Origin of the sequence: Mycobacterium sp. 3-98 (genome assembly GCF_035918355.1) — a bacterium.
Taxonomy (GTDB): Bacteria; Actinomycetota; Actinomycetes; order Mycobacteriales; family Mycobacteriaceae; genus Mycobacterium; species Mycobacterium intracellulare.
On the sequence record NZ_CP142360.1, the window covers coordinates 2,788,225 to 2,811,702 of the forward strand.

Consider the following 23,478-nt stretch of genomic DNA (forward strand, 5'->3'; position numbering starts at 1 on the left):
CCGACCCTACTGGCGCGTGCTATTCCAGCGTCAGCAGCGCCTGGTCCACATGGCTTTGCGTTTCCGCTGACGCCTTGCTGGCCACGGCGTCCAGGAAGCGGCCGGCGACGTCGCGCACCTTGAGGTTGGACTCCTGGGAACGCCACACCAGGATGTCGAACGCCCGCTCGGCGGAAATGCCGTAGGTGACCATCAGCACGCCCTTGGCCTGCTCGATGCGGGCTCGGGCCTCGGCGACCGCCGACAGCACGTTGGTGATGTCGGTGTGCAGCGAGTCGGTGACGTCGACGTAGAAGCCGGACGTGCCGGCCAGCGCACCGGCGTCGTCGACCATCCGATCCCCGGCGACGACGACGCAGTGGGTGCGCCCGGCGGTGTCGATGATGCGGTGTCGGCTGCTGAACGGCTTCCCCTTAATCACCCGCTCCAGCACGGCCGCCACCCGTTCGCGGTCCTCGGGATGCTTGTGTTGCAGCAACAGTTCCGTGGTGGGCTGCACCTGTCCGGGCTTGTAGCCGTGCATGCGCGCCACCGCGTCCGACCATTCCCAGCGATGGCCGTCCAGAAAGAACCGGAACCGGCCGACGCGCTGCGGATCGCCGAGACCGAGCACCGAGTCGACCGCGCTGAGGTCGCTCTCCTCGACGACGTCACGCATGAGCGCCTCGTGGCGCTCCACGGTTTCGTCGTCCGAGTTCACTTTCATCGCGCCTTGCTCCATTTCCGTTTGTGAAAACCCTGGCGTATCGGTTCCCGTTTTTGGCCCCGTCCATGCCTGCCGGCAGCGGCGGGGTTCTCAGGCCACCCGGTACCGCTCGGCGTCGCTGTGCTTGAACTCCAGGCCGAACCCGGGCCGGTGTTGATCCGGCCGCAGGGCGCCGCCCTCGGGGGCGAGCGCGCCCTCGAAGAGCATGTGCTCGATGCGGTGGTGATCGTGGAAGTACTCCAGGTGCCGCAGATTCGGGATGGCGGTGGCGACGTGGGCGTGCAGGTTGGGGGCGCAGTGCCCGGAGACGTCCACGTTGCGGGCGGCGGCCACGGCGGCGGCGCGCACCCAGTCGGTGATGCCCCCGCAGCGGGTGACGTCGATCTGCAGGCAGTCGACCGCGCCGGCGGCCAGCATTCGGTGGAAATAGGCCAGGTCATAGCCGTATTCGCCGGCGGTGACGTCCGGGGTCACCTGGTCGCGCACCTCGCGGAGCCCGGCCAGATCGTCCGAGGAGACGGGTTCTTCGAACCACGTGACGTCGTGATCGGCCATGGCGTGGGCCACCCGGATCGCCTGCTTGCGTTGGTAGGCTCCGTTGGCGTCGACGTAGAGTTCGGTGCCGGGCCCTATCACCTTGCGTGCCAAGGCTATTCGATCAAGATCGCGACGCTCGTCGGAGCCCCATGACTCGCCGATCTTGATTTTGACGCGCGGGATCTGCCACTCGTCGACCCAGCGTTCGAGCTGGGCGCGGGTGGTGCGTTCGTCATACGTGGTGAAGCCGCCGCTGCCGTAGATCGGCACCGCGGGATGCGCCATGCCGAGCAGTCGGCACACCGGCAGCCCCAGCAGCTTGCCCTTGAGGTCCCACAGCGCGGTGTCGATCGCCGAGATCGCGCACGACACCAAACCCGGCCGCCCGTTGTTGCGCATCGCCTTGACCATCGACTCCCACCGGGCGGGGATGTCGACGGCGTTGTGCCCGGTGAGAGTGCCGGCCAGCGGCCCGGTGATCAGCTTGCCGCAGGCGCCGTCGCCATAGGTGTAGCCGATTCCGCGCTCGCCTCCGGCCGACACCTCGGCCAGCACCAGCGTGGTCGACGACCAGGCCAGGGTCCCGTCGGCTTCCGGTGCGTCGGTGGGGATCTTGTAGACCTGCGCGCTGACCTCATCGATGGTCGTGTCGAGCCGGGTCGTCATCGCGCCCACCGTCGGCCGGCGCGCGCCGCGAGCCACGCGCCCACACCCGCGGCGCCCAGCGCGCCGGTGCCGCTGACGACCGGGTGCTGCGACGCCCACAGCTGCGGGCTGCGGGTGTGCGACTCGTCGTCGAATTCGCCGCGGGCGCCGTGATCGCTGCCGGGTTGCGAGTCGAGCGGTTCCCAGAGGTTGTGGGGCCGGCCGGCGCTGACGTGCTCCTCGGTCTGCTGCGAGTCGTATCCGGTGCGGCCGAGGTAGCGGTCCAGCAGCGGCGCGACGAACTTCTGCGCCAGCAGCGTCACCATGGTGGAGTCGCCGACCCAATACTGTTTGCGCCCTGGGTGATCCGCGGCGTACAGCACGCCGCGGGCGGCGACCTCGGGCTGATAGATCGGCGGCACCGGTTGGGGGTGGCGGGGCAGCCGGGACAGCACCCACGAGAACTGCGGGGTGTTGACCGCGGGCATCTGCACCACGGTGATCCGCACCTTCGAGCCCTCGTGAAGCAGCTCGCAGCGCACCGACTCGGTGAACCCGTTGATGGCATGTTTGGCTCCGCAGTAGGCCGATTGGAGCGGGATGGATCGTTGCCCGAGCGCGGAGCCGACCTGCACGATGGTGCCGCGGTCGCGGGGGCGCATCTTGGCCAGCGCCGCCATGGTGCCGTGCACGTAGCCGAGGTAGGACACCTCGGTCACGCGTTTGAACTCCTCGGGGCTGATCTCGGTGAACGGCGCGAACACCGAGGTGAACGCGACGTTGACCCACACGTCGATGGGACCGAATGCGGCTTCGGCCTCGTCGGCGGCGGCGACGACGGCCGCGTGGTCGGCCACGTCGGTCGGGATGGCCAGGGCTTTGCCGCCGCCGTTCTCGACGTCACGGGCCGCGCCTTCCAGCCCGGCGGCGCCGCGGGCGAGCAGGGCGACGTTCGCGCCGCGCTGCCCGAACTCCTTCGCGGTGGCGCGCCCGATGCCGGCGCTGGCTCCCGTGATCACCACTGTCTGAGTCATCGCAATCCCTTTCGCTCGGTGTCGGGCTCCCGATCAGTCATGGTGGGCGGCGTCGTCGGTGAGGGTGGCGGTGCATTCCAGCATCAGCGCGTGCGCGAATGCCTGGGGGAGGTTGCCGCGGAGCTGGCGCTGCTGCACGTCGTATTCCTCGCAGAACAGGCCCGGCGGCCCGCAGGCGGTGCGGTTGCGCTCGAACCACCGCATCGCGCAATGGGCATGGCCCTGTTGGTGTTCGGCCAGCGCCATCATGAACCCGCAGAGCAGGAACGCTCCCTCGGCGTCGCCGAGGTCGCGTTCGTCGTGCCGGAAGCGGTAGACGAACCCGTCGTCGGCGAGTTCCCGGCGAACGGCGTCCAGCGTGGCGATGGTCCGCGGGTCGTCGGCGGGCACGGCCCCGCGCACCGGCGGCAGCAGCAGCGATGCGTCGACCCCCTTCTGCCGGGGGCTGCGTTGCCAATACCCGTGCGGGTGCAGGCTTTCCGATGCGGTCTCGGCGAGGATCGCGTCGGCCAGCGGAGCGCACGCGGCCACCTCGGGACCGGCGCCGGCCAGTTTCGCGACGGCGCGTAACCCCCCTACGCAGGCCAGCCGCGACTGCGTCCAGCGCTCGTTGTCGATCTCCCAGACGCCGGCATCCGGTTCGCGCCAACGCTTTTCGATGGCCTTGATCGCGGTCTGCGCCGCGCGCCAGCCGTCGGCATCGAGTCGGTCGGCGGCGCCCGCCTTGGCCAGCAGCTGGAGCGCCTCGCCGAAGGCATCCAGCTGGAATTGCTGATTGACCCAGTTGCCGATCTTGTCGGCGCCGCCGGGATAGCCGGGCAGGTCGAGCGTTTCCTCCCCGGGCACGGCGCCGCCGGTGATGGTGTAGGCGGGCTTGAGGTTCGGGCCGTCCTCGAGCAGCCGGGCGCTGATGAACTCCACCGCCCGGTCGAGCAGCTCGGTTGTGCCGACGGCGGCGGCGGCCATGCCCGCGTACACCTGGTCGCGGATCCAGGAATAGCGGTAGTCGTAATTCTGGTTGGAGTGCGCGCGTTCGGGCAGGCTCATGGTGGCGGCTGCGACCATGCCGCCGCCGCTGCTGGTCAGTCCCCGCAGCACGGCGTAGGAGCTGCGCCCGTCGCGGGGAGCGATGGTGCAGCTCAGCTCGGGCACGCTGCGCTGCCAGGCCGCGGGGGTGGCCTCCCAGGCCAGGTCGGGGTCCGGGGGCTGGTCGGGCAGTGCGTGTTCCGACAGTTCGAGCACCAGGTCGTGGTGCTGGCCCTCCTCGAGCGTGATCTCACAGGTGAGCAACTCGCCCTTCTCCTGGGCGGCCCGGACGGGGCGCGCGTCGCAACCGGCCTGCCAGCGCCAGCGCAGCGGCCCCGAGCGGGCGCTCCACACCCGGTCATGAACGGTCGCCTTGCCGGGGCCGTGCCGGCCGAATCCCGCACTCGGCGCCAGCAGCACCCGCACCCGCGCCGTCCCGCGGCAGCCGGTGAGCCGCCGCAGCAGCACCGCCCGGTCCGGGTCGCCCGGAAAGGCCAGCGCGTCACGGCATTCCACGATGCCGTCGCGGGTGGTCCAGCGGTTGCGCCAGATCAGGCTGCCCGGTTCGTAGTAGCCGCCCCAGACGTGCCGCACGTCGGTCGGGGTGACGGCGTAAACCCCGCCGCCGCCAATGAGATTGGAGAAGACGGCGTCGGAATCCCAGTGCGGCGCGCACATCCACGCCACGTCGCCCTGCGGTCCGATCAGCGCGCCCCGCTCGCCGTCTGCGAGCAGCGCGTACTCGCGCAGCACGCGGGGGGCGAAGGTGGTCGCGGTGTCGATCTTCAGGTCAGCCACGGGCTCCAGCCTTCGACCCCCGCCCCACGCCGGTATCGATCTTTCCGGTGGCCATCCGTTCGGCGAGCCGCGAGGCCAACGCCATGATCGTCAGCGCGGGATTGGCGGAACCCTGGGTGGGGCACACCGAGCCGTCGGCGAGAAACAGGTTCGGCACGCCCCAGACCCGGTGATCGGAGTCGACCACCGAATTCTGTGGCCCGGTGCCCATGCGGGCGCCGCCGATCAGGTGGGCGAAGCGCTCGATGGTCAGCACGTCCTGGGCGTCGGCGGCGTGCAGGATGTCACCGATCACCTTGGTGGAGTAGGCCATGTTGGCCTTGTCGTTGTCGCAGAGCGTGTAGTCGAACCGGGCGACCGGGATGCCGTACGGGTCCTTCTCTTCGGCCAGCGTCACACGATTGTCCGGCAGCGGTAACAACTCGTTGAGCACGCCGACGGTCGCCCAGTGGTTGTAGTCGCGCATGTACTCGCGCAGGGCGCGGCCCCAGTGCCCGTCCGCCATCACGTGTTCGGCCCAGCCGATGGGCATCGGCGACACCGTCTGAATGGAGAACCCGCGGGCGAACCCGCGAGAGAGGTCGGTCTCGTAGAACTGTTCGGAGGTCACCTCCGGGGGAGGCGCCTTGTACATCCGGACCTCCTCGGACCAGCGGCCCGCGGACTGGGTGGCGCCCTGCACCATCACGTAGCGCCCGACCTGATCGTCGTTGTTGCCCAACCCGTTCGGAAAGCGCTCGCTCACCGAGTTCAACAACAGGCGCGGTGTTTCGATCGAATACCCGGCTACGGCAACAACTTTGGCGCGCTGCAACCGTTCTTTGCCGCCCACCTCGTCGTAGTAGACCACACCCCGCGCCGCGCCCGTCTCGTCGAGTTCGACGCGCGAGGCCATGCAGTTGGCGCGGATCTCCACGTCGTGGGCCAGCGCGTCGGGAAGGTGCGTGACGTACGGGCTGGCCTTGGCGTTGACCTTGCAGCCCTGCAGGCAGTAGCCGCGGTAGATGCAGTGCGGGCGGTTGCCGAACGTGCCGTTGACGATGCCCACAGGCCCCACCCGCATCTCAATGCCGAGCTTGAGCGCGCCCCGCCAGATTTTGGCTGCCGCCCCCGAAATGGGATGCGGGGCAAAGGGATAGCGATGCGGGTCGCCCCACGGCCAATTCTGGCCGGCCACCGGCAACTCGAGCTCGACCTGCTCGTAGTGGGGTCGGATGTCCTCGTAGCGCAGGGGCCAGTCGGCTCCCACCCCGTCGAGGGTGCGGGTCGCGAAATCGCTGGGGTGGAACCGCGGGGTGTAGCCGGCGTAGTGCACCATGGAGCCGCCCACCCCGCGCCCGGAGTTGTTCTTGCCCAGCTCAATTGGGTCGTCACCGCCGATGATGCGCTTCTGGGTCCAGTACAGCGCGTGGGAGCCGGCCTCGTCGGACACCCAGTCCTCGTCGGGGTGCCAGAAAGGGCCGGCCTCGAGGATCACGACCCGCCAGCCCGCACGCGCCAGCCGCTGCGCCAGCACCGAGCCGCCGGCGCCGGCCCCGACGACCACCAGGTCGACCTCGTCATCGTCGCGGTAGCGGCGCATGGTCTTTTCGCCGGGCAGGTCGCGCGAGTGCACGTCGAGCAGGAACCGCGACTCGTTGTCCTTCGGGCCGACGGCCCCTTTGAGCAGGCCCCGCCAGAAGTCGCCCATCACAACTCACCGTTCTGCACGACTTGCACGGGGTCTTCGTCGGTGGCGCCGGGCATCTCGTACGGTTCGCGCGCGGCGTCGGGCCCGGTGGCGCCGCCCAGGCGCATGAATCCGCGCGGGTAGGCGGGGCCGCCGAACCCGATCTCGTTCCAGGCCCACGGGTGGGAGTAGAAGCCGGACAGCGTCATTCGCATGCACACCGACCAGGCGCGCTTGACGTTCAGGTTCTCCCAGGCACCGCCCTCCAGCTCGCCCTGCGAGAACTGCCCGACGATCTGTTCGCGGGTTTCGGTCCCGGCGGCGGCGAAGGAGGATGCGCCGTATCTGGCGGCGGTCTCGTCGAGCCCGCGCAGCACCAAGCGCCACGTGTCGCGGTCGTCGGGCATGTCCGCGTACTGGTAGCCGTCGAGGCGCCCGTCGGCGAGCTTGGAGTCGACCGATTCGGCCGCCGGGACGCGCGGCTCGGCGTCCTGCGCGAGCACCGTGTCGCAGAACGCGCGCAGGCACGGCTCCTCCTCTGCGGTGAAAAACCGCAGGGGGCCGGGAGGTTCGAGCCGGGCCAGCACGACTTTCCTGGTGGCTTCGTCCCAGCTGCCGGCGGTTTCCAGCACGTCGAAATCGGGGTAGCGCCCGATCATCTGGGGCGTGGTGCCGCGGCGCTGCTTGGGCAGCCAGGACGGGTGCGGCGGCTTGCCGTCGGGGCGCAGGTTGGGCAGGTGGTCGGGGCGTGAGGTGTCAGCCATCTCAGTGATCCCGATGCCTAACCCCGGAACCGTTCGCGGCGCAGGATCGACGCCAGCAGCCCCATCCCGCCGACCATGCACATCAATCCCGGCGCCGCGATCGGCGGGCCCATGGGCACGTTGTAGGACGCGTGCTTCCATCCGCCCGGCTTGCGAGCGACGCCGCGCGCGTGCAGGTATTCGCCCATCAGACCGTTGGCCGTGTAGATGCCGGCGGTGATCGGGAGCCACAGCTTGGCCCAGCGCCGCGAGAACACGCCCCCGACGCCGGCGACGACCACCGGCGGCGTCACCACGATCGGGCTCCACATCCACTTGTTGCCGAAGCTCGCCTTGTAGTGCTCGAAGTAGATTTCGGCCGTCGTGACGAGCGCGGCAACGGCGGTCAGCCCGGACAGCGAGCGTTCGAAACGACCGTGTGCGACGTCGTACAGCGCCCGCTCGGCCAGGTGCGAGACCTCGCCCAGTCCGTCACTTCCGGCGGTGCGGCCTTTGCGCCGTCCGCCGTTGCCGAGCAACAACATGTGAAGTCCCTTCTGCGCTTGCGTCGTGCCGGATCACCGGCCCGGGCTGGTTTCCTGGGTGAGTCGTGGGGTGCGCAGCGGCACTGCGCTGGGGTGTGCCGTGACCGTGCCGGCCGAGTACGTCCATCGCGTCATGCAGTGACCTCTCCTTCGGGCTGGAAGGAACGCGGTCCGGCGGTCTCATAGCGCCCAGCTGTGGATTTCAACCGAAACGGTCGCGACGACGCGTCGTGACCGAAGCGCATCGACTGCGTACCCCGTGCCCTGCCGGACAAACTGGCGCGCAGGTGATTCACAGCGAGCCACCAGGCGGGGCGCCGGTGGCTAACGACCTACCGCCGCGGCACACGCCGAGTCGTCGGCCGAAGCCGACGGCGAGCCACCGCCTTCCCAGCGGAGCCCGGGTCTGTTCGCACGGCGCCCGCCGCCGCCGGATCGGTGTAACCACCGCCCTTCTAGCTGCCCAGATGTGCCATGATGTCCAAGCTGTCAAGACTCAGGGAGCAGCAGTGGATGTCAATCTTTCGATGGTCACACGACCGGTCGCGCGGCTGATCGCTACCGCGCAGAACGGGCTGGAAGTCTTGCGACTGGGGGGCTTGGAAACCGGCACGGTGCCGTCACCGTCCCAGATCGTCGAGAGCGTGCCGATGTACAAGCTCCGGCGGTACTTCCCGCCGGACAGTCGGCCCGGCCAATCGCCCGTCGGGCCGCCGGTGCTGATGGTGCATCCGATGATGATGTCCGCCGACATGTGGGACGTCACCCGCGACGAAGGCGCGGTGGGGATCCTGCACAGCCGGGGGCTCGATCCCTGGGTCATCGACTTCGGCGAACCCGACAAGGTCGAAGGCGGCATGCGCCGCACGCTGGCCGATCACATCGTCGCGCTCAGTCAGGCCATCGACACGGTCCGGGACACCACGGGCAGCGACATCCATCTGGTCGGCTATTCGCAGGGCGGCATGTGGTGTTACCAGGTCGCCGCCTACCGGCGTTCGAAGAGCCTGGCCAGCATCGTCACCTTCGGCTCCCCGGTCGACACCCTGGCCGCCTTGCCGATGGGCATCCCGGCAAACTTCGCCGCGCCCGCCGCCAACTTCATGGCCGACCACGTCTTCAGCCGGCTGGCCATCCCCAGCTGGATGGCGCGCACCGGCTTCCAGATGCTCGACCCCCTCAAGACCGCCAAGGCGCGGGTCGACTTCGTCCGCCAGCTGCACGACCGCGAGGCGCTGCTGCCGCGCGAGCAGCAGCGGCGCTTCCTCGAACGCGAAGGCTGGATCGCGTGGTCCGGTCCCGCGATCTCCGAGCTGCTCAAGCAGTTCATCGCCCACAACCGGATGATGACCGGCGGTTTCGCCGTCAACGGACAGATGGTCACCCTGACCGACATCACCTGCCCGGTGCTGGCCTTCGTCGGCGAGGTCGACGACATCGGCCAGCCGGCCTCGGTGCGCGGCATCCGGCGCGCGGCACCGGACGCCGACGTCTACGAATCCACCATCCGCACGGGCCACTTCGGCCTGGTCGTCGGGTCCAAGGCGGCCCAACAAAGCTGGCCGACCGTCGCGGAATGGGTGCGATGGCTGTCCGCCGGCGGCGATAAGCCCACCAGCATCGCGCCGATGGCCGACCAGCCCGCCGAGCACACCGACAGCGGCGTGGCGCTGAGCTCCCGGCTCGCGCACGGCATCGGGGAGGCCTCCGAGGCGGCGCTGGGCATGGTCCGCGGGGCGGCCAACACCGTCGTCGCGGCCAACAAAAGCGTGCGCACCCTGGCCGTCGAAACGGCCCGCACGCTGCCGCGACTGGTCCGGCTGGGGCAGATCAACGACCACACCAGGATCTCGCTGGGCCGCATCATCGAGGAGCAGGCGCACGACGCCCCGCAGGGCGAATTCCTGTTGTTCGACGGGCGGGTGCACACCTACGAGGCGGTGAACCGGCGCATCAACAACGTCGTCCGCGGCCTCATCGAGGTCGGGGTGCGCCAGGGCGACCGGGTCGGCGTGCTGATGGAGACCCGGCCCAGCGCGCTGGTGGCCATCGCCGCGCTGTCCCGCCTAGGCGCCATCGCGGTGGTGATGCGGCCCGACGCCGACCTGGCCGCCTCGGTGCGGCTCGGGGGAGTGACCGAGATCCTCACCGACCCCACCAACCTCGACGCGGTGCTGGAGTCGGACGGGCAACTGCTGCGGCAGGTGCTGGTGCTCGGCGGCGGCGAGACGCGGGACCTGCACCTGCCCGAGGACTCCGACGAGCAGCCCCAGGTCATCGACATGGAACAGATCGACCCGGACGCCGTCGAGCTGCCCGGCTGGTATCGGCCCAACGCGGGGCTGGCCCGGGACCTGGCGTTCATCGCGTTCAGCTCGGCCGGCGGCGAGCTGGTGGCCAAGCAGATCACCAACTACCGCTGGGCGGTCTCGGCGTTCGGTACGGCCTCGACGGCCGCCCTCGACCGCCGCGACACCGTGTACTGCCTGACGCCGCTGCACCACGAGTCCGCGCTGCTGGTCAGCCTGGGCGGCGCGGTGGTCGGCGGCACCCGCATCGCGCTGTCGCGCGGCCTGGACCGGACCCGATTCATCCAGGAGGTGCGCCAGTACGGCGTCACGGTGGTGTCCTACACCTGGGCCATGCTCGGCGAGATCCTCGACAACCCGGCCGATCCGCCCTTCGTCCTGCACGGCAACCACCCGGTGCGCCTGTTCATCGGCTCCGGCATGCCGACCGGGCTGTGGGGGCGTGTCGTCGAGGCGTTCGCGCCCGCTCACGTCGTCGAGTTCTTCGCCACCACCGACGGTCAGGCGGTGCTGGCCAACGTGTCCGGCGCCAAGGTCGGCAGCAAGGGCCGCCCGCTGCCGGGCGCCGGGCGCATCGAGTTGGGCGCCTACGACACCGAACACGACCTGATCCTGGAAAACGAGCGGGGCTTCGTGCAGATCGCCGAACCCAAACAGGTCGGGGTTCTGCTCGCCGCGTCCAACGGCCCGATCGATCCGAGCGCCTCCGTCAAGCGCGGGGTGTTCGCCGCCGGCGACACCTGGATCTCGACCGAGTACCTCTTCTACCGCGACGACGACGGCGACTACTGGCTGGCGGGCCGGCGCGGCTCGGTGGTGCGGACCCCGCGCGGGCTGGTCTACGCCGAGCCGGTCACCGACGCCCTGGGTTGCATCAACGGCGTCGACCTCGCGGTGACCTACAACGTGCCCGTGCGCGACCACGAGGTGGCGGTGTCGGCGGTGACGCTGTTGCCGGGCGCCTCCATCACGGCGGCCGACCTGACCGAGGCCTTCGCCAAGATCCCGATCGGGCTCGGGCCCGACATCGTCTGCGTGGTCCCGGAGATGACGCTGAGCGCGACCTACCGCCCGACCGTCAGCGCGCTGCGGGCCGCCGGGATTCCCAAGGCGGGACGGCACGTCTGGTATTTCGATGCGGAGACCGAACACTACCGCCGGCTGACTCCCGGGGTGCGTTCCGAGCTGAGCGGGGCGCGGTCATGATCGACGACGCGCTGCTGAACATCCTGGTGTGCCCGGCCGACCGCGGCCCACTGGTGTTGGTATCCCAAACGGGCGGTGGGGAAGTGCTCTACAACCCCCGGTTGCGCCGCGCCTACCGGATCGAGGACGGCATCCCGGTGCTGCTGATCGACGAGGCCCGCGACGTCGACGACGACGAGCACGCCCGGCTCATGGCGCAAGGCCCTCCGGCAGATCCCCAGTGAGGTAGCGCTGCAGGTTGGGCGCGATGGTTCGCGCGACCTGCTCGGCCGGCAGCGACGCGAACGGCTCCAGTTGCAGGATGTAGCGCGCCATCACCACACCCACCAGTTGCGACGCCACGAATTGGATGCGAATAATTCCGCTTCCCGGCGGATCGTCCACGCGGGCACCGACTTCGACGGCGATCACGTCCTGAATGAACGCGCGAAACAGGTTGATCTCCGACCCCGCCAGGATCGAGCGCAGCGTCGCGATGAACGCCGCGCCGATCTCGGAATCCCACAGCGGCAACAACATCGACGGAATCTGGTAGCCGAGCTCCTCGACAGGCACCTCGCGCAGCGGGCCGATGACGTCCATCGGATCGACCGGGATGTGGACGGCCGCGGCGAACAGCTGCTCCTTGGTGCCGAAGTAATGGTGCACCAACGCCGAATCCACCCCCGCCGACGCGGCCACCGCACGTATCGACGTGTTACGAATACCGTTGCGCGCGAACAATTCCCGGGCGCTAGCCAGTATCCGCTCCCGGGTATCGGAGTTCCCGGAGGGCCGGCCCCGTCGCCGGCGGCCGGTGTTGGTAGTCGTCACTGGGCGCTCGCCACTATCTCATGGTGGCGACCCGCTGCGCCCGGCTGCGCCGCGCTTGCGATCGCCACTATCTCATGGTGGCGACCCGCTGCGCCCGGCTGCGCCGCGCTTGCGATCGCCACTATCTCATGGTGGCGACCCGCTGCGCCCGGCTGCGCCGCGCTTGCGATCGCCACTATCTCATGGTGGCGACCCGCTGCGCCCGGCTGCGCCGCGCTTGCGATCGCCACTATCTCATGGTGGCGACCCGCTGCGCCCGGCTGCGCCGCGCTTGCGATCGCCACTATCTCATGGTGGCGACCCGCTGCGCCCGGCTGCGCCGCGCTTGCGATCGCCACTATCTCATGGTGGCGACCCGCTGCGCCCGGCTGCGCCGCGCTTGCGATCGCCACTAGCCGGTCCGTCGCCGCAGCGTCGCCGCCGCCAGGCACAGCGCCGCCAGGGCGAAGGCCAACACCACGATGATGTCGCGCACCGCGATGAAGGTCAGCTCCGGGTGCGCGCCCACCTGTTGCAGGGCCTCGAGCGCGTAGCTGGCCGGCAGCACATTGCTGATCCATTGCAGCCAGTGTGGCATCACCGCCCGCGGCACGATGATGCCGGCCAGCAGCAGCTGCGGCACCATCACCAGCGGGATGAACTGCACGGCCTGAAACTCGGTGCGCGCGAACGCACTACACAACAGGCCCAGGCCGACTCCCAGCACGGCGTTGACGATCGCGATCACGAACACCCACAACGGGCTGCCCGCCGTGTCGAAGCCGAGCAGCCAGAACGACACGATGCACGCCAGAACGGCTTGCGCCGCAGCGGCCGTCGAGAAGGCGGTGCCGTAGGCGATCAGCAGGTCGAGCCGGCGCAGCGGAGTGGTCAGGATGCGCTCCAGCGTTCCCGAGGCCCGTTCGCGTTGCATGGTGATCGCCGTGATGATGAACATCACGAACAGCGGGAACAGGCCGAGCAGGATCAGGCAGGCGTTGTTGAAGGGGGTCGGGCCGCCCGGGCGGTACGGGGCGTTTTCGAACATGAAGTACATCAGGGTGATCACCAGGACCGGCACCAGCAGGATCATCGCGACGCTGCGGTGATCGGCGGCCAACTGGCGCAGGATCCGCGTCGTGGTCGCCGTATACCCGTTGAGCCCTAACCGGCTTCGCGCATGGTGCTGCGCTTGATGATGGACAGAAACGCGTCCTCCAGTGACGTGCATCCGGTGTCCTCTCGCAGTTGGGACGGGGTGGTGTGGGCGACCAGCCGGCCTTCGCGCATCAGCAGCAGGTCCCCGCAGTGGTCGGCCTCGTCCATGACGTGGCTGGAAACCAGCAATGTGGTCCCCGCGCGGGCCAATTCGGCGAACTGGTCCCACAGGTCCGCGCGCAGCACCGGATCGAGTCCCACGGTGGGCTCGTCGAGCACCAGCAGATCGGGCTGGCAGACCAGCGCGCAGGCCAGCGACACCCGGGTGCGTTGGCCACCGGACAGGTTGCCGCACAAGGCCGTTCGGTGATCGGTGAGCCCGACTCGTTCGATGGCGGCGTCGGCGGCCCGGCCGTCGAACCCGTACAGCGTGGCGAAGTAGCGAACGTTGTCGACGATGCGAAGGTCGTTGTAGATGGTCGGGTCCTGCGGCAGGTAGCCGACGCGACGGCGCAGTTCGGCGCTGCCGGCCGGCTTGCCGAGCACGAAGACGCGGCCCGAGGTCACGATCTGGGTGCCGACGATGCATCGGATCAGCGTGGTCTTGCCGCAGCCGGACGGGCCGAGCAGGCCGGTGATGCTGCCCGCCGCGATCTGCACGGAGAAGTCGTGCAGGGCCGGGCGTTTACCGCGGATCACGCGAAGGTGATCGATCTCTACCGCCGGCTCGGCCCGGTCCGAGATTAATTCATCACGGGATGAACTCATCATGTGATGAATATTCGTCGCGCGCGGCCGCGCTGTCAAGGGGTCGCAGCATCCGGGCCTTCGCGGCCCCGGGCGGGCCTAGTTGAAGCGCTCGCCGATCGCCGGGCGTCGCTGCGGCAGGTGCCCGTGCACGCCTTCGGCGTAGGCGGTTTCGGCGTGCTGGGTGAGGTCGGCGCCGGTGGTTTCGTCTTCGGTACTGAGCCGGAAACCCACCACCCGGTCGATCACCTTGGCGAGCACGAACGACACGGTGAACGCGTAGAACGCGACGACCGCGATCGCCAGCGTCTGCTTGCCCAGCTGGCCGACGCCGCCGCCGTAGAACAGGCCGCGCGGGCCCGCCGTCATGACCGCCGTGGCGAGCAGCCCGATCAGGAACACACCGACCACGCCGCCGACGAAGTGCACGCCCACCACGTCGAGCGAATCGTCATAGTTGAAGCGCAACTTCGCGCCCACCGCGAACGAGCACACGACACCCGCCGCCAGGCCGACGATCGTCGCGCCGAGGGTGTTGACGGTCCCGCACGATGGGGTGATGGCCACCAGGCCGGCGACCACGCCCGACGCCGCACCGAACGTGGTGGGCCTGCCGTCGCGAATCTGTTCGACCGCAAGCCAACCCAGCATGCCCAGACATCCCGCGACCAAGGTGTTGAGGAAGATGGCCGCGGCGGTTCCGTTGGCGGCCAGGGCGGAGCCGGCGTTGAACCCGAACCAGCCGAACCACAGTAGCCCGACACCGACGAACAGCAGCGGCAGGTTGTGCGGCCGCATGGCGTCCTTCTTGAAACCGATCCGCGGCCCGAGCACCAGCGCCAGGGCCAGCGCGGAGGAACCCGAGACGATCTCGACGACCAGCCCGCCCGCATAGTCGAGGACGCCCAACTTGGCCAGCCAGCCGCCCGGCCCCCAGACCCAGTGGGCGACAATCGAATACACGGCGATCGTCCACACCGGGACGAAAACCATCCAGGCGGCGAACTTCGCGCGGTCGGCGATCGCGCCACTGACCAGCGCGGCCGTGATGATCGCGAACGTCAATTGGAACGTGGCATACAGCAACTCGGGCACCGCCGTGCCGTGCACCGTGTCGGGGGTGATGCCGAGCATCCCGAAATGCCTGAGGTTGCCGACGAACCCGCTGGCCCCGTCCTCGGAGAACGCGAGGGTGTAGCCGATCAGCAGCCACGCCACGGTCACCAGCGGGATGGAGATGAAGCTCATCATCATCATGTTGAGCACCCCGGTGGTGCGGACCATGCCGCCGTAGAAGATCGCCAGGCCGGGGGTCATCAGCAAGACCAGCGCGGTGCTGGCCAGCAGCCACGCCGTGGCGGCCGGGTCTATCGCGTGCATGTCGGCCTCCTTCGGGTCCCGGACACCGGGATACTGCCATGTTCGGGCCGCCGGTAGGTTCGTTGGGTTACTGAAAAGAGGATTCAGGATCTTCAATTGGTCGAGGCTGGACGACGATCTCGCGCAAGCACGGCGGCGGCGCAGCTGTTGGTCGACCCGGTCGAGGCCGCGCGCCGGTTACTGGGCGCCACTCTCACCGCGCGGGGTGTGAGCGGGATAGTCGTCGAGGTCGAGGCCTACGGGGGAGTGCCCGACGGTCCGTGGCCGGACGCCGCGGCGCACTCCTACAAGGGCCTGCGCGCCCGCAATTTCGTGATGTTCGGGCCGCCGGGGCGGCTCTACACCTACCGCAGCCACGGCATCCATGTCTGCGCGAACGTCTCGTGCGGTCCCGACGGCACCGCGGCCGCGGTGTTGCTGCGGGCGGCCGCGATCGAGGACGGCACCGACGCCGCCCGGGCCCGCCGCGGCGAGCTGGTGCACACCGCCGCGCTGGCGCGCGGGCCGGGGAACCTGTGCGCCGCCATGGGAATCACCATGGACGACAACGGAATCGACCTGTTCGACGGCAACAGCCCGGTGACGCTCGAGCTGCACGAACCGCTGAGCTCGATGTCCGGCCCGCGGGTCGGTGTCAGCCAGGCCGCCGACCGGCCCTGGCGGTTGTGGCTTCCCGGGCGCCCGGAGGTCTCGGCGTATCGCCGCAGCCCGCGCGCGCCGGCCCCGGGTGCCAGCGACTAACCCGCGGCGAACGTCGGGTCGCTGGGGGAACGCTCCGAATCCGCGCCACAAGTCGACGCCCGCCGTCGGCGCTCTGGAAGACTCGTACACCATGATCCTCGACGAGCTGGGCTGGCGCGGCCTGATCGCGCAGTCCACCGACCTCGATGCGCTGGCGGCCGAAGCCCGGCGCGGGCCGATGACGGTGTACGCCGGCTTCGACCCCACCGCGCCGAGCCTGCACGCCGGCCACCTGGTGCCCCTGCTGGCACTGCGCCGCTTCCAGCGCGCCGGCCACCGCCCCATCGTGCTCGCCGGCGGCGCCACCGGGATGATCGGCGATCCCCGCGACGTTGGTGAGCGCACCCTCAACGAGGCCGACACCGTCGCCGAGTGGACCGAACGGATCGGCGGACAGTTGCAACGCTTCGTCGACTTCGACGACTCACCGACCGGCGCCGTCGTCGTCAACAACCTGGACTGGACGCGCCCGCTGTCGGCGATCGAGTTCCTGCGCGACATCGGCAAGCACTTCTCGGTCAACGTCATGCTGGACCGCGACACCGTGCGGCGCCGCCTGGACGGCGACGGCATCTCCTACACCGAATTCAGCTACATGCTCCTTCAGGCCAACGACTACGTCGAACTGCACCGCCGCTACGGCTGTCGCCTGCAGATCGGCGGCTCCGACCAGTGGGGCAACATCATCGCCGGGGTCCGGCTGGTCCGCCAGCAGCTCGGCGCCTCGGTCCACGCGCTGACCGTGCCGCTGGTGACCGCCGCCGACGGCACCAAGTTCGGCAAGTCCACCGGCGGCGGCAGCCTGTGGCTGGACCCCGCGCTGACCACCCCGTATGCCTGGTACCAGTACTTCTTCAACACCGCCGACGCCGACGTGATCCGCTACCTGCGCTGGTTCACCTTCCTGTCGGCCGACGAGCTGGGCGAGCTGGAGCAGGCCACGGCCGCGCGCCCCCAACAACGCGCCGCGCAGCGGCGGCTGGCGCGCGAACTAACCGTGCTGGTGCACGGCGAGGCGGCCACCGAGGCCGTCGAGCACGCCAGCCGGGCGTTGTTCGGGCAGGGCGAGCTGGGCCGGCTGGACGAGGCCACGCTGTCCGCGGCGCTGCGAGAGACGTCCGTCGCCGAGCTCAAACCCGGTGGCCCCGACGGGATCGTCGACCTGCTGGTGGCCAGCGGGCTGTCCGAGAGCCGCAAGGCCGCGCGGCGCACCATCGGCGAGGGCGGCGTCTCGGTCAACAACGTCCGCATCGAAAGCGAGGAGTGGGCGCCGCAGCCGGCGGACTTCCTGCACGGCCGGTGGCTGGTGCTGCGCCGCGGCAAGCGCACCGTCGCCGGGGTCGAAAAGGTCTAGACCGCCCGGGCGCCGTAGAGCCTCCGCGAAACACGCGCGTGCACAGATCTTTACCTCACCGTGTCGTCGGCGTGACCCGAGGGGACCACTGTTGTCACGGTGATTTTCGCGACGCGTGTGCGGTCGACCGTCCTGCGGAGCCTGGGGGTGATCACGGGCCTGGTGGCGCTGGCCGCGGCTTTGTCGGGGGCGATGTCGGCGCCGATCCGCGCGGACATGCTCAGCAATGCGTTCCTGTCGGCGCTGACGAACGCCGGGATCGCCTATAGCCAGCCGACCGGCACCACCGCGATGGGACAGTCGGTGTGCCCGATGCTGTTCGAGCCCGGCGGGTCCTTCGACGCGGTGACGTCCAAGATGGCCGAGGGCAACGGCATGTCGTACGAGACGGCCGGCAGGTTCACCATCGTGGCGATCGCGACCTACTGCCCGGCGCTGATCGCGCCACTCCTGGGCAACCGGCTGCCGAGTTAGGTGTGGCGCTGCCCGTATTCTCGGCAGCGTGGTCGACGACAGGCAGAGGCACCGCGGCGAGCGGAGGGCGCGGCCGGCATCCGGCAACTGGTCCGGTCCGGGGCGTGCGCGGCCGGCTCAGCCGCAGAGCGGCCCGCGCCGCGACGCCCAGGCCGATCGCGCGCCGCAGGACGGGCCGCCGATCCCGCCCGGCGTGGAAGCCAAGCAGCTGGCACCCGACGTTCGCCGCGAGCTGAGCACCCTGGACCGCGCCACCGCCGACGCGGTGGCCCGCCACCTCGTCGCCGCGGGCGAGCTGCTCGACGAGGACCCGGAGGCGGCGTTGCGTCACGCCCGCGCGGCGCGGGCCCGGTCCAGCCGCATCGCCACCATCCGGGAGGCGGTCGGCATCGCCGCCTACCACTGCGGCGACTGGTCGCAGGCGCTGGCGGAGTTTCGCGCCGCCCGCCGCATGGGCAGCAAGTCCGCGTTGCTCCCGCTGATCGCCGATTGCGAACGCGGACTTGGCCGTCCGGAGCGCGCCATCGAGCTCGCGCGCGGACCGGAGGCCGCCGAGCTGTCCGGGGACGACGCCGACGAGCTTCGCATCGTCGCCGCCGGGGCGCGCGCGGACCTCGGGCAGCTGGAGCAGGCGCTGACCGTATTGTCCACGCCGCAACTGGATCCCAGCCGCACCGGCTCCACGGCCGCGCGGCTCTTTTACGCCTACGCGGACACGCTGCTCGCGCTCGACCGCACCGACGATGCGCTGCAATGGTTCCTGCGTTCGGCGGCCGCCGACGTCGACGGAGTCACCGACGCCGAAGACCGGGTCAGTGAACTCGGCTGACACGACGGAACCGACGACGTGAACAGCCTTGCGCAGGAATACGATTGCCTGCTGATCGACCTCGACGGGACGGCATTTCGCGGCCGTCAGCCCACCGAGGGCGCCGTTGAGGCGCTGGCCGAGGTGCGCAGTCGCGCGTATTTCGTCACCAACAACGCCTCCCGCAGCGCCGACGAGGTCGCCGCGCACCTGACCGAACTCGGCTTCACCGCCACCGCCGACGACGTCGCCACCAGCGCCCAGAGCGCGGCCCGGCTGCTCGCCGACCAGCTGCCCCCGGACTCGCCGGTGCTGATCGTGGGCACCGAGGCCCTGGCCGGCGAGATCACCGCCGTCGGGCTGCGCCCGGTGCGCAGCAACGACGACGACCCGGCCGCCGTCGTGCAGGGCCTGTCCCTGACCATCGGCTGGCCCGAGCTCGCCGAGGCGGCGCTGGCGATCCGGGCCGGCGCGCGGTGGGTGGCGGCCAACGTCGACCTCACCCTGCCCACCGAGCGCGGGTTGCTGCCCGGCAACGGCTCGTTGGTGGCCGCGCTGCGGGCGGCCACCGGCGCCGAACCCCAGGTGGCGGGCAAGCCGGCGCCCGCCCTGCTGCGCGACGCGGCGGCCCGGGGCGACTTCCGCGCGCCCCTGGTGATCGGCGACCGGCTCGACACCGACATCGAGGGCGCCAACGCCGCCGAGCTGCCCAGCCTGATGGTGCTCACCGGGGTCAACTCCGCGCGGGACGCGGTGTACGCCAAGCCCGCCCAGCGCCCCACCTACATCGGCCACGATCTGCGCTCGTTGCACGCCGACGCCGAGCGCCTCGCGGTCGGCCCGCAGCCGGGCTGGCGGGTCGACGTCGCGGACGGGGCGATCACGGTCAGCGGGGACGGGCCGGACGACGGGGACGGCCTGTCGATCGTGCGCGCGGTCGCCGGCGCGGTGTGGGGCACATCGGGGTCTGGCGCCGTGCGCATCGAGGCCGGCGACGACCGGGCGCGCGCCGCGCTGCAGCGCTGGTCTTTGGTGCGCACCGACTAACGTAGGAACGCGATGAGTATCGACCCCGATCAGATTCGCGCCGAGATCGACGCCCTGCTGGCCCGGCTGCCCCGACCCGGCGACCAGGAGGACCCCGAGAAGGCGCCCTCGCTCGACGAGCTCGAAGAGATCGCGCGCCGGCTCTCCGAGGCCCACGACGTCCTGTTGGCCGCGCTGGAGTCGGCGGAGAAGGGCTGAGTGCGCGCATGTCTCGACGCGCCCGCGTTGACGCCGAGCTGGTGCGGCGCGGCCTGGCCCGGTCGCGTCAGCAGGCCGCGGAGTTGATCGGCGCCGGCAAGGTGAGCATCGACGGGATGCCCGCGCGCAAGCCCGGCACCGCCGTCGCCGTCACCGCCGCCTTGACCGTGGCCACCGACGGCGAACGCGGTTGGGTCTCGCGCGGCGCGCACAAACTCATCGGCGCGCTGGACGCCTTCGGGATCTCCGTCGCGGGCCGCCGCTGCCTGGACGCCGGAGCATCGACGGGCGGCTTCACCGAAGTCCTGCTGGACCGCGGGGCCGCCGAAGTGGTGGCCGTGGACGTGGGATACGGCCAGCTGGCGTGGTCGCTGCGCAGCGATGCGCGGGTCGTCGTCGTCGAGCGGACCAACGTTCGTGACCTGACGCCCGAGGCGATCGGCGGGCCGGCCGACCTCGTCGTGGCCGACCTGTCGTTCATCTCGTTGGCCACAGTGTTGCCGGCGCTGGCTGGATGCGCCGCACCGAACGCGGATATCGTTCCCATGGTGAAGCCACAGTTTGAGGTGGGGAAGGGCCAGGTCGGCGCGGGCGGTGTGGTGCACGACCCCGGCCTGCGCGCCGACGCCGTGACGTCGGTCGCGCGCCGCGCCGCCGAGCTGGGTTGGCACACCGTCGACGTCACCGCGAGCCCGCTGCCGGGGCCGTCGGGCAACGTCGAATATTTCCTTCGGCTGCGCGCCCAGGCCGATCGTCCGCTCGCCGGCGACGCCTTGGTGGCGGCGGTGCGGCACGCGGTGGAAAGCGGGCCGCAGTGACTCCTGCCGAACGCACCGTCTTGATGGTTGTCCACACCGGCCGCGAAGAAGCCACCGAAACGGCCCGCCGTGTACAGAAAACGCTGGGCGACAACGGAATCGGGCTTCGGGTGCTGTCCGCCGAGGCCGTCGACCGGGGACCGTTGCACCTGGCCCCCGACGACATGCGGGCGATGGGCGTCGAGATCGAGGTCGTCAACGCCGACCCCCGGGCCGCCGAAGGCTGCGAACTGGTGCTGGTACTCGGCGGCGACGGGACGTTCCTGCGGGCCGCCGAGCTGGCGCGCAACGCCGGCATCCCGGTGCTGGGCGTGAACCTCGGGCGGATCGGTTTTCTGGCCGAGGCCGAGGCCGAGGCCATCGACCGGGTGCTGGACCACGTTGTCGCACAGGACTACCGGGTGGAGAACCGCCTGACACTCGACGTGGTCGTGCGCCAGGGCGGCCGGGTCTCCGCGCACGGCTGGGCCCTCAACGAGGTCAGCCTGGAAAAGGGCCCCCGGCTCGGCGTACTCGGGGTGGTGGTCGAGATCGACGGGCGGCCGGTGTCCGCCTTCGGCTGCGACGGCGTCCTGGTGTCGACCCCGACGGGTTCCACCGCCTACGCGTTCTCCGCGGGCGGCCCGGTGCTCTGGCCCGACCTGGAGGCAATCCTGGTGGTACCCAACAACGCTCACGCGCTGTTCGGTCGCCCCATGGTCACCAGCCCGAACGCCACCATCGCGATCGAGGTGGAGGCGGACGGCCACGACGCCCTGGTGTTCTGCGACGGCCGCCGCGAGATGCTGATCCCGGCCGGCAGCCGCATCGAGGTGAAACGTTGTGACACGGCGGTGAAATGGGCCCGGCTGGACAGCGCCCCGTTCACGGACCGGTTGGTGCGCAAGTTCCGGCTGCCGGTGACCGGGTGGCGCGGAAACTGACGGCACAGCACGGGATCCTGACTGAATGCTGACTGAAATCCGGATCGAGTCGCTCGGGGCGATCAGCTCGGCGGTCGGCGAGTTCGACCGCGGCCTGACCGTCCTGACGGGGGAGACCGGCACCGGAAAGACCATGGTGGTCACCGGCTTGCATCTGCTCGGCGGTGCCCGCGCCGACGCCACCCGGGTCCGGTCGGGGGCCGAGCGGGCGGTCGTCGAAGGGCGGTTCAGCACAACGGATCTCGACGAGGCCATGGTCGTGCGGCTCGACGAGATGCTCGACGCGTCGGGCGCCGAACGCGACGAGGACGGCAGCGTGATCGCGCTGCGCTCGGTCAGCCGTGACGGGCCGTCGCGGGCCTACCTCGGCGGCCGCAGCGTGCCCGCCAAATCGCTGGGCGACTTCACCGCCGGGCTGCTGACCCTGCACGGGCAGAACGACCAGCTGCGCCTCATCCGGCCCGAGGAGCAGTGCGCGGCGCTGGACCGCTTCGCCAAGGCCGGACCCGCGCTCGAGCGGTACTGCAAACTGCGCGACGCCTGGCTGTCGGCGCGGCGCGACCTGCTCGACCGCCGCAACCGCATGCGCGAGCTCGCGCTGGAGGCCGACCGGCTGACGTTCGCCCTCAACGAGATCGACGCCGTCGACCCGCAACCCGGCGAGGACGACGCCCTGGTCGCCGAGATCGTGCGGCTCTCCGAACTGGACACCCTGCGCGAGGCCGCCGCCACCGCCCGCGCGGCGCTGTCCTCCGAGGAGACCGACGGCCTCAGCGCCACCGACAGCCTGGGAAAGGCAAGGGCCGCACTGGAATCCACCGGCGACGCCAAGCTGACGGCGCTGGCCGGCCAGATCGGCGAGGTGCTGACCGTGCTCGTCGACGCGGCCGGCGAACTGGGCGGCTTCCTCGAGGAGCTGCCGGTCGACGCCAGCGCGCTGGAATCCAAGCTGGCCCGGCAGGCCGAACTGCGCACCCTGACCCGCAAGTACGCCGCGGACATCGACGGCGTGATCGGGTGGGCCCAGGAGTCGCGGCAACGGCTGGCCCAGCTCGACGTCTCCGAGGAGGGTTTGGCGGCGCTGGCCGCCCGGGTCGACGAGCTCGGCCGCGAATTGGCCCAGGCCGCGGTCGATCTCAGCGCCACGCGGCGCAAGGCCGCCAAGCGGCTGGCCAAGGAGGTCACCGCGGAGCTGTCCGGGCTGGCGATGGCCGACGCCCAATTCACCATCGACGTGACCCTGGATGCCGCGCCGGAAACCGCGTCGGACCCCGAGGATTCGGCCGCGCTGCGGCTGCCGTCGGGCGAGCTCGTCCACGCCGGCGCCGACGGCGTCGACCAGGTCGAGTTCGGTTTCGCCGCGCACCGGGGCATGGACCAGCTGCCGCTGGCCAAGAGCGCCTCCGGTGGCGAGCTGTCCCGGGTGATGCTCGCCCTGGAGGTGGTGCTGGCCACCTCCCGCAAAGAGGCCGCGGGCACCACCATGGTGTTCGACGAGGTCGACGCCGGGGTGGGCGGCCGCGCGGCGGTGCAGATCGGGCGCCGGCTGGCGCGGCTGGCGCGCACCCACCAGGTCATCGTGGTCACGCACCTGCCGCAGGTCGCTGCGTACGCCGACGTGCACCTGGTGGTGCACGCCGCGGGGCCCAAGGGGACCAGCGTGGTACGGCGCCTGGGCGGCGACGAGCGGGTCGCCGAGCTGGCGCGGATGCTGGCCGGGCTGGGCGAATCCGACAGCGGCCGCGCGCACGCCCGCGAGCTGCTCGAGGCGGCGCAAAAGGACGAGATCTAGCCCCGTGTTGCGGCCGCGGCCGCCGCCG

At 70.5% G+C, this 23,478-nt stretch carries 23 protein-coding genes; 12 read left to right on the forward strand and 11 right to left on the reverse strand.

The window, feature by feature from the left end; genetic code table 11:
- Positions 1–19: 19 nt before the first annotated feature.
- The 7 genes from QGN30_RS13395 to QGN30_RS13425 form a co-directional block, all read right to left on the reverse strand.
- On the reverse strand, positions 20–706 hold the full coding sequence (locus tag QGN30_RS13395; protein WP_248913348.1) for a PAS and ANTAR domain-containing protein: 687 nt from the start codon (positions 704–706) through the stop codon (positions 20–22).
- Between the two features lie 90 nt (positions 707–796).
- Entirely contained in the window at positions 797–1,918 is a 1,122-nt protein-coding gene (locus QGN30_RS13400) for an enolase C-terminal domain-like protein (RefSeq protein ID WP_376713503.1), read from the reverse strand.
- Positions 1,906–2,922: an SDR family oxidoreductase gene (locus QGN30_RS13405; protein WP_248913346.1), complete on the reverse strand. Its 1,017-nt coding sequence runs from the start codon at positions 2,920–2,922 to the stop codon at positions 1,906–1,908. The genes QGN30_RS13400 and QGN30_RS13405 overlap by 13 nt, the downstream gene beginning before the upstream one ends.
- 33 nt (positions 2,923–2,955) lie before the next feature.
- A complete protein-coding gene (locus QGN30_RS13410; protein ID WP_248913345.1) occupies positions 2,956–4,746 on the reverse strand; it encodes a glycoside hydrolase family 15 protein in 1,791 nt (596 codons plus the stop codon).
- A complete protein-coding gene (locus QGN30_RS13415; RefSeq protein WP_014382740.1) occupies positions 4,739–6,436 on the reverse strand; it encodes a GMC family oxidoreductase in 1,698 nt (565 codons plus the stop codon). Before QGN30_RS13415 ends, QGN30_RS13410 begins: the two co-directional genes overlap by 8 nt.
- Positions 6,436–7,179 (reverse strand): gluconate 2-dehydrogenase subunit 3 family protein, encoded by a 744-nt coding sequence (locus QGN30_RS13420; RefSeq protein ID WP_038536544.1) that lies wholly within the window; start codon positions 7,177–7,179, stop codon positions 6,436–6,438. Before QGN30_RS13420 ends, QGN30_RS13415 begins: the two co-directional genes overlap by 1 nt.
- A gap of 17 nt (positions 7,180–7,196) precedes the next feature.
- Entirely contained in the window at positions 7,197–7,703 is a 507-nt protein-coding gene (locus tag QGN30_RS13425) for a hypothetical protein (RefSeq protein ID WP_009953465.1), read from the reverse strand.
- A 467-nt stretch (positions 7,704–8,170) separates the two neighbouring features.
- On the opposite strand from QGN30_RS13425, the gene QGN30_RS13430 reads away from it, so the two are divergent.
- Complete coding sequence (locus QGN30_RS13430; RefSeq protein ID WP_095562776.1) at positions 8,171–11,218, forward strand: acyl-CoA synthetase; 3,048 nt, start codon at positions 8,171–8,173, stop codon at positions 11,216–11,218.
- The gene (locus QGN30_RS13435) at positions 11,215–11,442 is read left to right on the forward strand and encodes a Trm112 family protein (RefSeq protein WP_009953467.1); all 228 of its coding nucleotides are present in this window, start codon (positions 11,215–11,217) and stop codon (positions 11,440–11,442) included. Before QGN30_RS13430 ends, QGN30_RS13435 begins: the two co-directional genes overlap by 4 nt.
- On the opposite strand, the gene QGN30_RS13440 is transcribed toward QGN30_RS13435, so the two are convergent.
- Positions 11,408–12,031 carry a TetR/AcrR family transcriptional regulator gene (locus QGN30_RS13440; protein ID WP_009953469.1) on the reverse strand — a complete coding sequence of 208 codons (624 nt, stop codon included), beginning with the start codon at positions 12,029–12,031 and terminating at the stop codon, positions 11,408–11,410. The two genes, QGN30_RS13435 and QGN30_RS13440, sit on opposite strands and share 35 nt — an antisense overlap.
- A 20-nt stretch (positions 12,032–12,051) precedes the next feature.
- Between QGN30_RS13440 and QGN30_RS13445 the strand changes: the two genes are divergently transcribed.
- Positions 12,052–12,426 carry a hypothetical protein gene (locus QGN30_RS13445; protein WP_326564870.1) on the forward strand — a complete coding sequence of 125 codons (375 nt, stop codon included), beginning with the start codon at positions 12,052–12,054 and terminating at the stop codon, positions 12,424–12,426.
- Here QGN30_RS13445 and QGN30_RS13450 read toward each other — a convergent pair.
- The 3 genes from QGN30_RS13450 to QGN30_RS13460 all read right to left on the reverse strand — a co-directional run bounded on the left by QGN30_RS13450 (position 12,423) and on the right by QGN30_RS13460 (position 15,295).
- Positions 12,423–13,241: an ABC transporter permease gene (locus QGN30_RS13450; RefSeq protein WP_165576464.1), complete on the reverse strand. Its 819-nt coding sequence runs from the start codon at positions 13,239–13,241 to the stop codon at positions 12,423–12,425. The genes QGN30_RS13445 and QGN30_RS13450 overlap by 4 nt on opposite strands.
- Positions 13,175–13,939 (reverse strand): ABC transporter ATP-binding protein, encoded by a 765-nt coding sequence (locus tag QGN30_RS13455; protein ID WP_038536540.1) that lies wholly within the window; start codon positions 13,937–13,939, stop codon positions 13,175–13,177. Before QGN30_RS13455 ends, QGN30_RS13450 begins: the two co-directional genes overlap by 67 nt.
- A gap of 75 nt (positions 13,940–14,014) precedes the next feature.
- Positions 14,015–15,295: an ammonium transporter gene (locus tag QGN30_RS13460; protein ID WP_020188604.1), complete on the reverse strand. Its 1,281-nt coding sequence runs from the start codon at positions 15,293–15,295 to the stop codon at positions 14,015–14,017.
- A 96-nt stretch (positions 15,296–15,391) separates the two neighbouring features.
- On the opposite strand from QGN30_RS13460, the gene QGN30_RS13465 reads away from it, so the two are divergent.
- From QGN30_RS13465 to recN, 9 genes are all read left to right on the forward strand, one after another.
- Complete coding sequence (locus QGN30_RS13465) at positions 15,392–16,036, forward strand: DNA-3-methyladenine glycosylase (RefSeq protein ID WP_014380308.1); 645 nt, start codon at positions 15,392–15,394, stop codon at positions 16,034–16,036.
- Between the two features lie 91 nt (positions 16,037–16,127).
- Entirely contained in the window at positions 16,128–17,390 is a 1,263-nt protein-coding gene (gene tyrS / locus QGN30_RS13470; protein ID WP_038536538.1) for a tyrosine--tRNA ligase, read from the forward strand.
- Between the two features lie 99 nt (positions 17,391–17,489).
- Positions 17,490–17,864, forward strand: coding sequence for a DUF732 domain-containing protein (locus QGN30_RS13475; RefSeq protein WP_009955607.1), 375 nt, complete (start codon positions 17,490–17,492; stop codon positions 17,862–17,864).
- A 28-nt stretch (positions 17,865–17,892) separates the two neighbouring features.
- The gene (locus tag QGN30_RS13480; RefSeq protein WP_225331121.1) at positions 17,893–18,693 is read left to right on the forward strand and encodes a tetratricopeptide repeat protein; all 801 of its coding nucleotides are present in this window, start codon (positions 17,893–17,895) and stop codon (positions 18,691–18,693) included.
- 18 nt (positions 18,694–18,711) lie between these two features.
- Positions 18,712–19,719: an HAD-IIA family hydrolase gene (locus tag QGN30_RS13485; protein WP_038536536.1), complete on the forward strand. Its 1,008-nt coding sequence runs from the start codon at positions 18,712–18,714 to the stop codon at positions 19,717–19,719.
- A 12-nt stretch (positions 19,720–19,731) separates the two neighbouring features.
- Positions 19,732–19,917 carry a hypothetical protein gene (locus tag QGN30_RS13490; protein WP_009955065.1) on the forward strand — a complete coding sequence of 62 codons (186 nt, stop codon included), beginning with the start codon at positions 19,732–19,734 and terminating at the stop codon, positions 19,915–19,917.
- Between the two features lie 8 nt (positions 19,918–19,925).
- Complete coding sequence (locus QGN30_RS13495; protein WP_009955066.1) at positions 19,926–20,735, forward strand: TlyA family RNA methyltransferase; 810 nt, start codon at positions 19,926–19,928, stop codon at positions 20,733–20,735.
- A gap of 23 nt (positions 20,736–20,758) precedes the next feature.
- Positions 20,759–21,658: an NAD kinase gene (locus QGN30_RS13500; protein WP_014382730.1), complete on the forward strand. Its 900-nt coding sequence runs from the start codon at positions 20,759–20,761 to the stop codon at positions 21,656–21,658.
- A gap of 25 nt (positions 21,659–21,683) precedes the next feature.
- Positions 21,684–23,450, forward strand: coding sequence for a DNA repair protein RecN (gene recN, locus QGN30_RS13505; protein WP_009955068.1), 1,767 nt, complete (start codon positions 21,684–21,686; stop codon positions 23,448–23,450).
- Positions 23,451–23,478 lie beyond the last annotated feature (28 nt).

Coding starts and splice junctions, on each gene's coding strand:
- QGN30_RS13395 (WP_248913348.1), bottom strand. CDS start 706: ATGAAAGTGAACTCGGACGACGAAACCGTGGAGCGCCACGAGGCGCTC.
- QGN30_RS13405 (WP_248913346.1), bottom strand. CDS start 2,922: ATGACTCAGACAGTGGTGATCACGGGAGCCAGCGCCGGCATCGGGCGC.
- QGN30_RS13415 (WP_014382740.1), bottom strand. CDS start 6,436: ATGGGCGACTTCTGGCGGGGCCTGCTCAAAGGGGCCGTCGGCCCGAAG.
- QGN30_RS13420 (WP_038536544.1), bottom strand. CDS start 7,179: ATGGCTGACACCTCACGCCCCGACCACCTGCCCAACCTGCGCCCCGAC.
- QGN30_RS13425 (WP_009953465.1), bottom strand. CDS start 7,703: ATGTTGTTGCTCGGCAACGGCGGACGGCGCAAAGGCCGCACCGCCGGA.
- QGN30_RS13430 (WP_095562776.1), top strand. CDS start 8,171: ATGTGCCATGATGTCCAAGCTGTCAAGACTCAGGGAGCAGCAGTGGAT.
- QGN30_RS13435 (WP_009953467.1), top strand. CDS start 11,215: ATGATCGACGACGCGCTGCTGAACATCCTGGTGTGCCCGGCCGACCGC.
- QGN30_RS13445 (WP_326564870.1), top strand. CDS start 12,052: ATGGTGGCGACCCGCTGCGCCCGGCTGCGCCGCGCTTGCGATCGCCAC.
- QGN30_RS13450 (WP_165576464.1), bottom strand. CDS start 13,241: ATGCACGTCACTGGAGGACGCGTTTCTGTCCATCATCAAGCGCAGCAC.
- QGN30_RS13455 (WP_038536540.1), bottom strand. CDS start 13,939: ATGATGAGTTCATCCCGTGATGAATTAATCTCGGACCGGGCCGAGCCG.
- QGN30_RS13460 (WP_020188604.1), bottom strand. CDS start 15,295: ATGCACGCGATAGACCCGGCCGCCACGGCGTGGCTGCTGGCCAGCACC.
- tyrS (WP_038536538.1), top strand. CDS start 16,128: ATGATCCTCGACGAGCTGGGCTGGCGCGGCCTGATCGCGCAGTCCACC.
- QGN30_RS13490 (WP_009955065.1), top strand. CDS start 19,732: ATGAGTATCGACCCCGATCAGATTCGCGCCGAGATCGACGCCCTGCTG.
- QGN30_RS13495 (WP_009955066.1), top strand. CDS start 19,926: ATGTCTCGACGCGCCCGCGTTGACGCCGAGCTGGTGCGGCGCGGCCTG.
- QGN30_RS13500 (WP_014382730.1), top strand. CDS start 20,759: ATGGTTGTCCACACCGGCCGCGAAGAAGCCACCGAAACGGCCCGCCGT.
- recN (WP_009955068.1), top strand. CDS start 21,684: ATGCTGACTGAAATCCGGATCGAGTCGCTCGGGGCGATCAGCTCGGCG.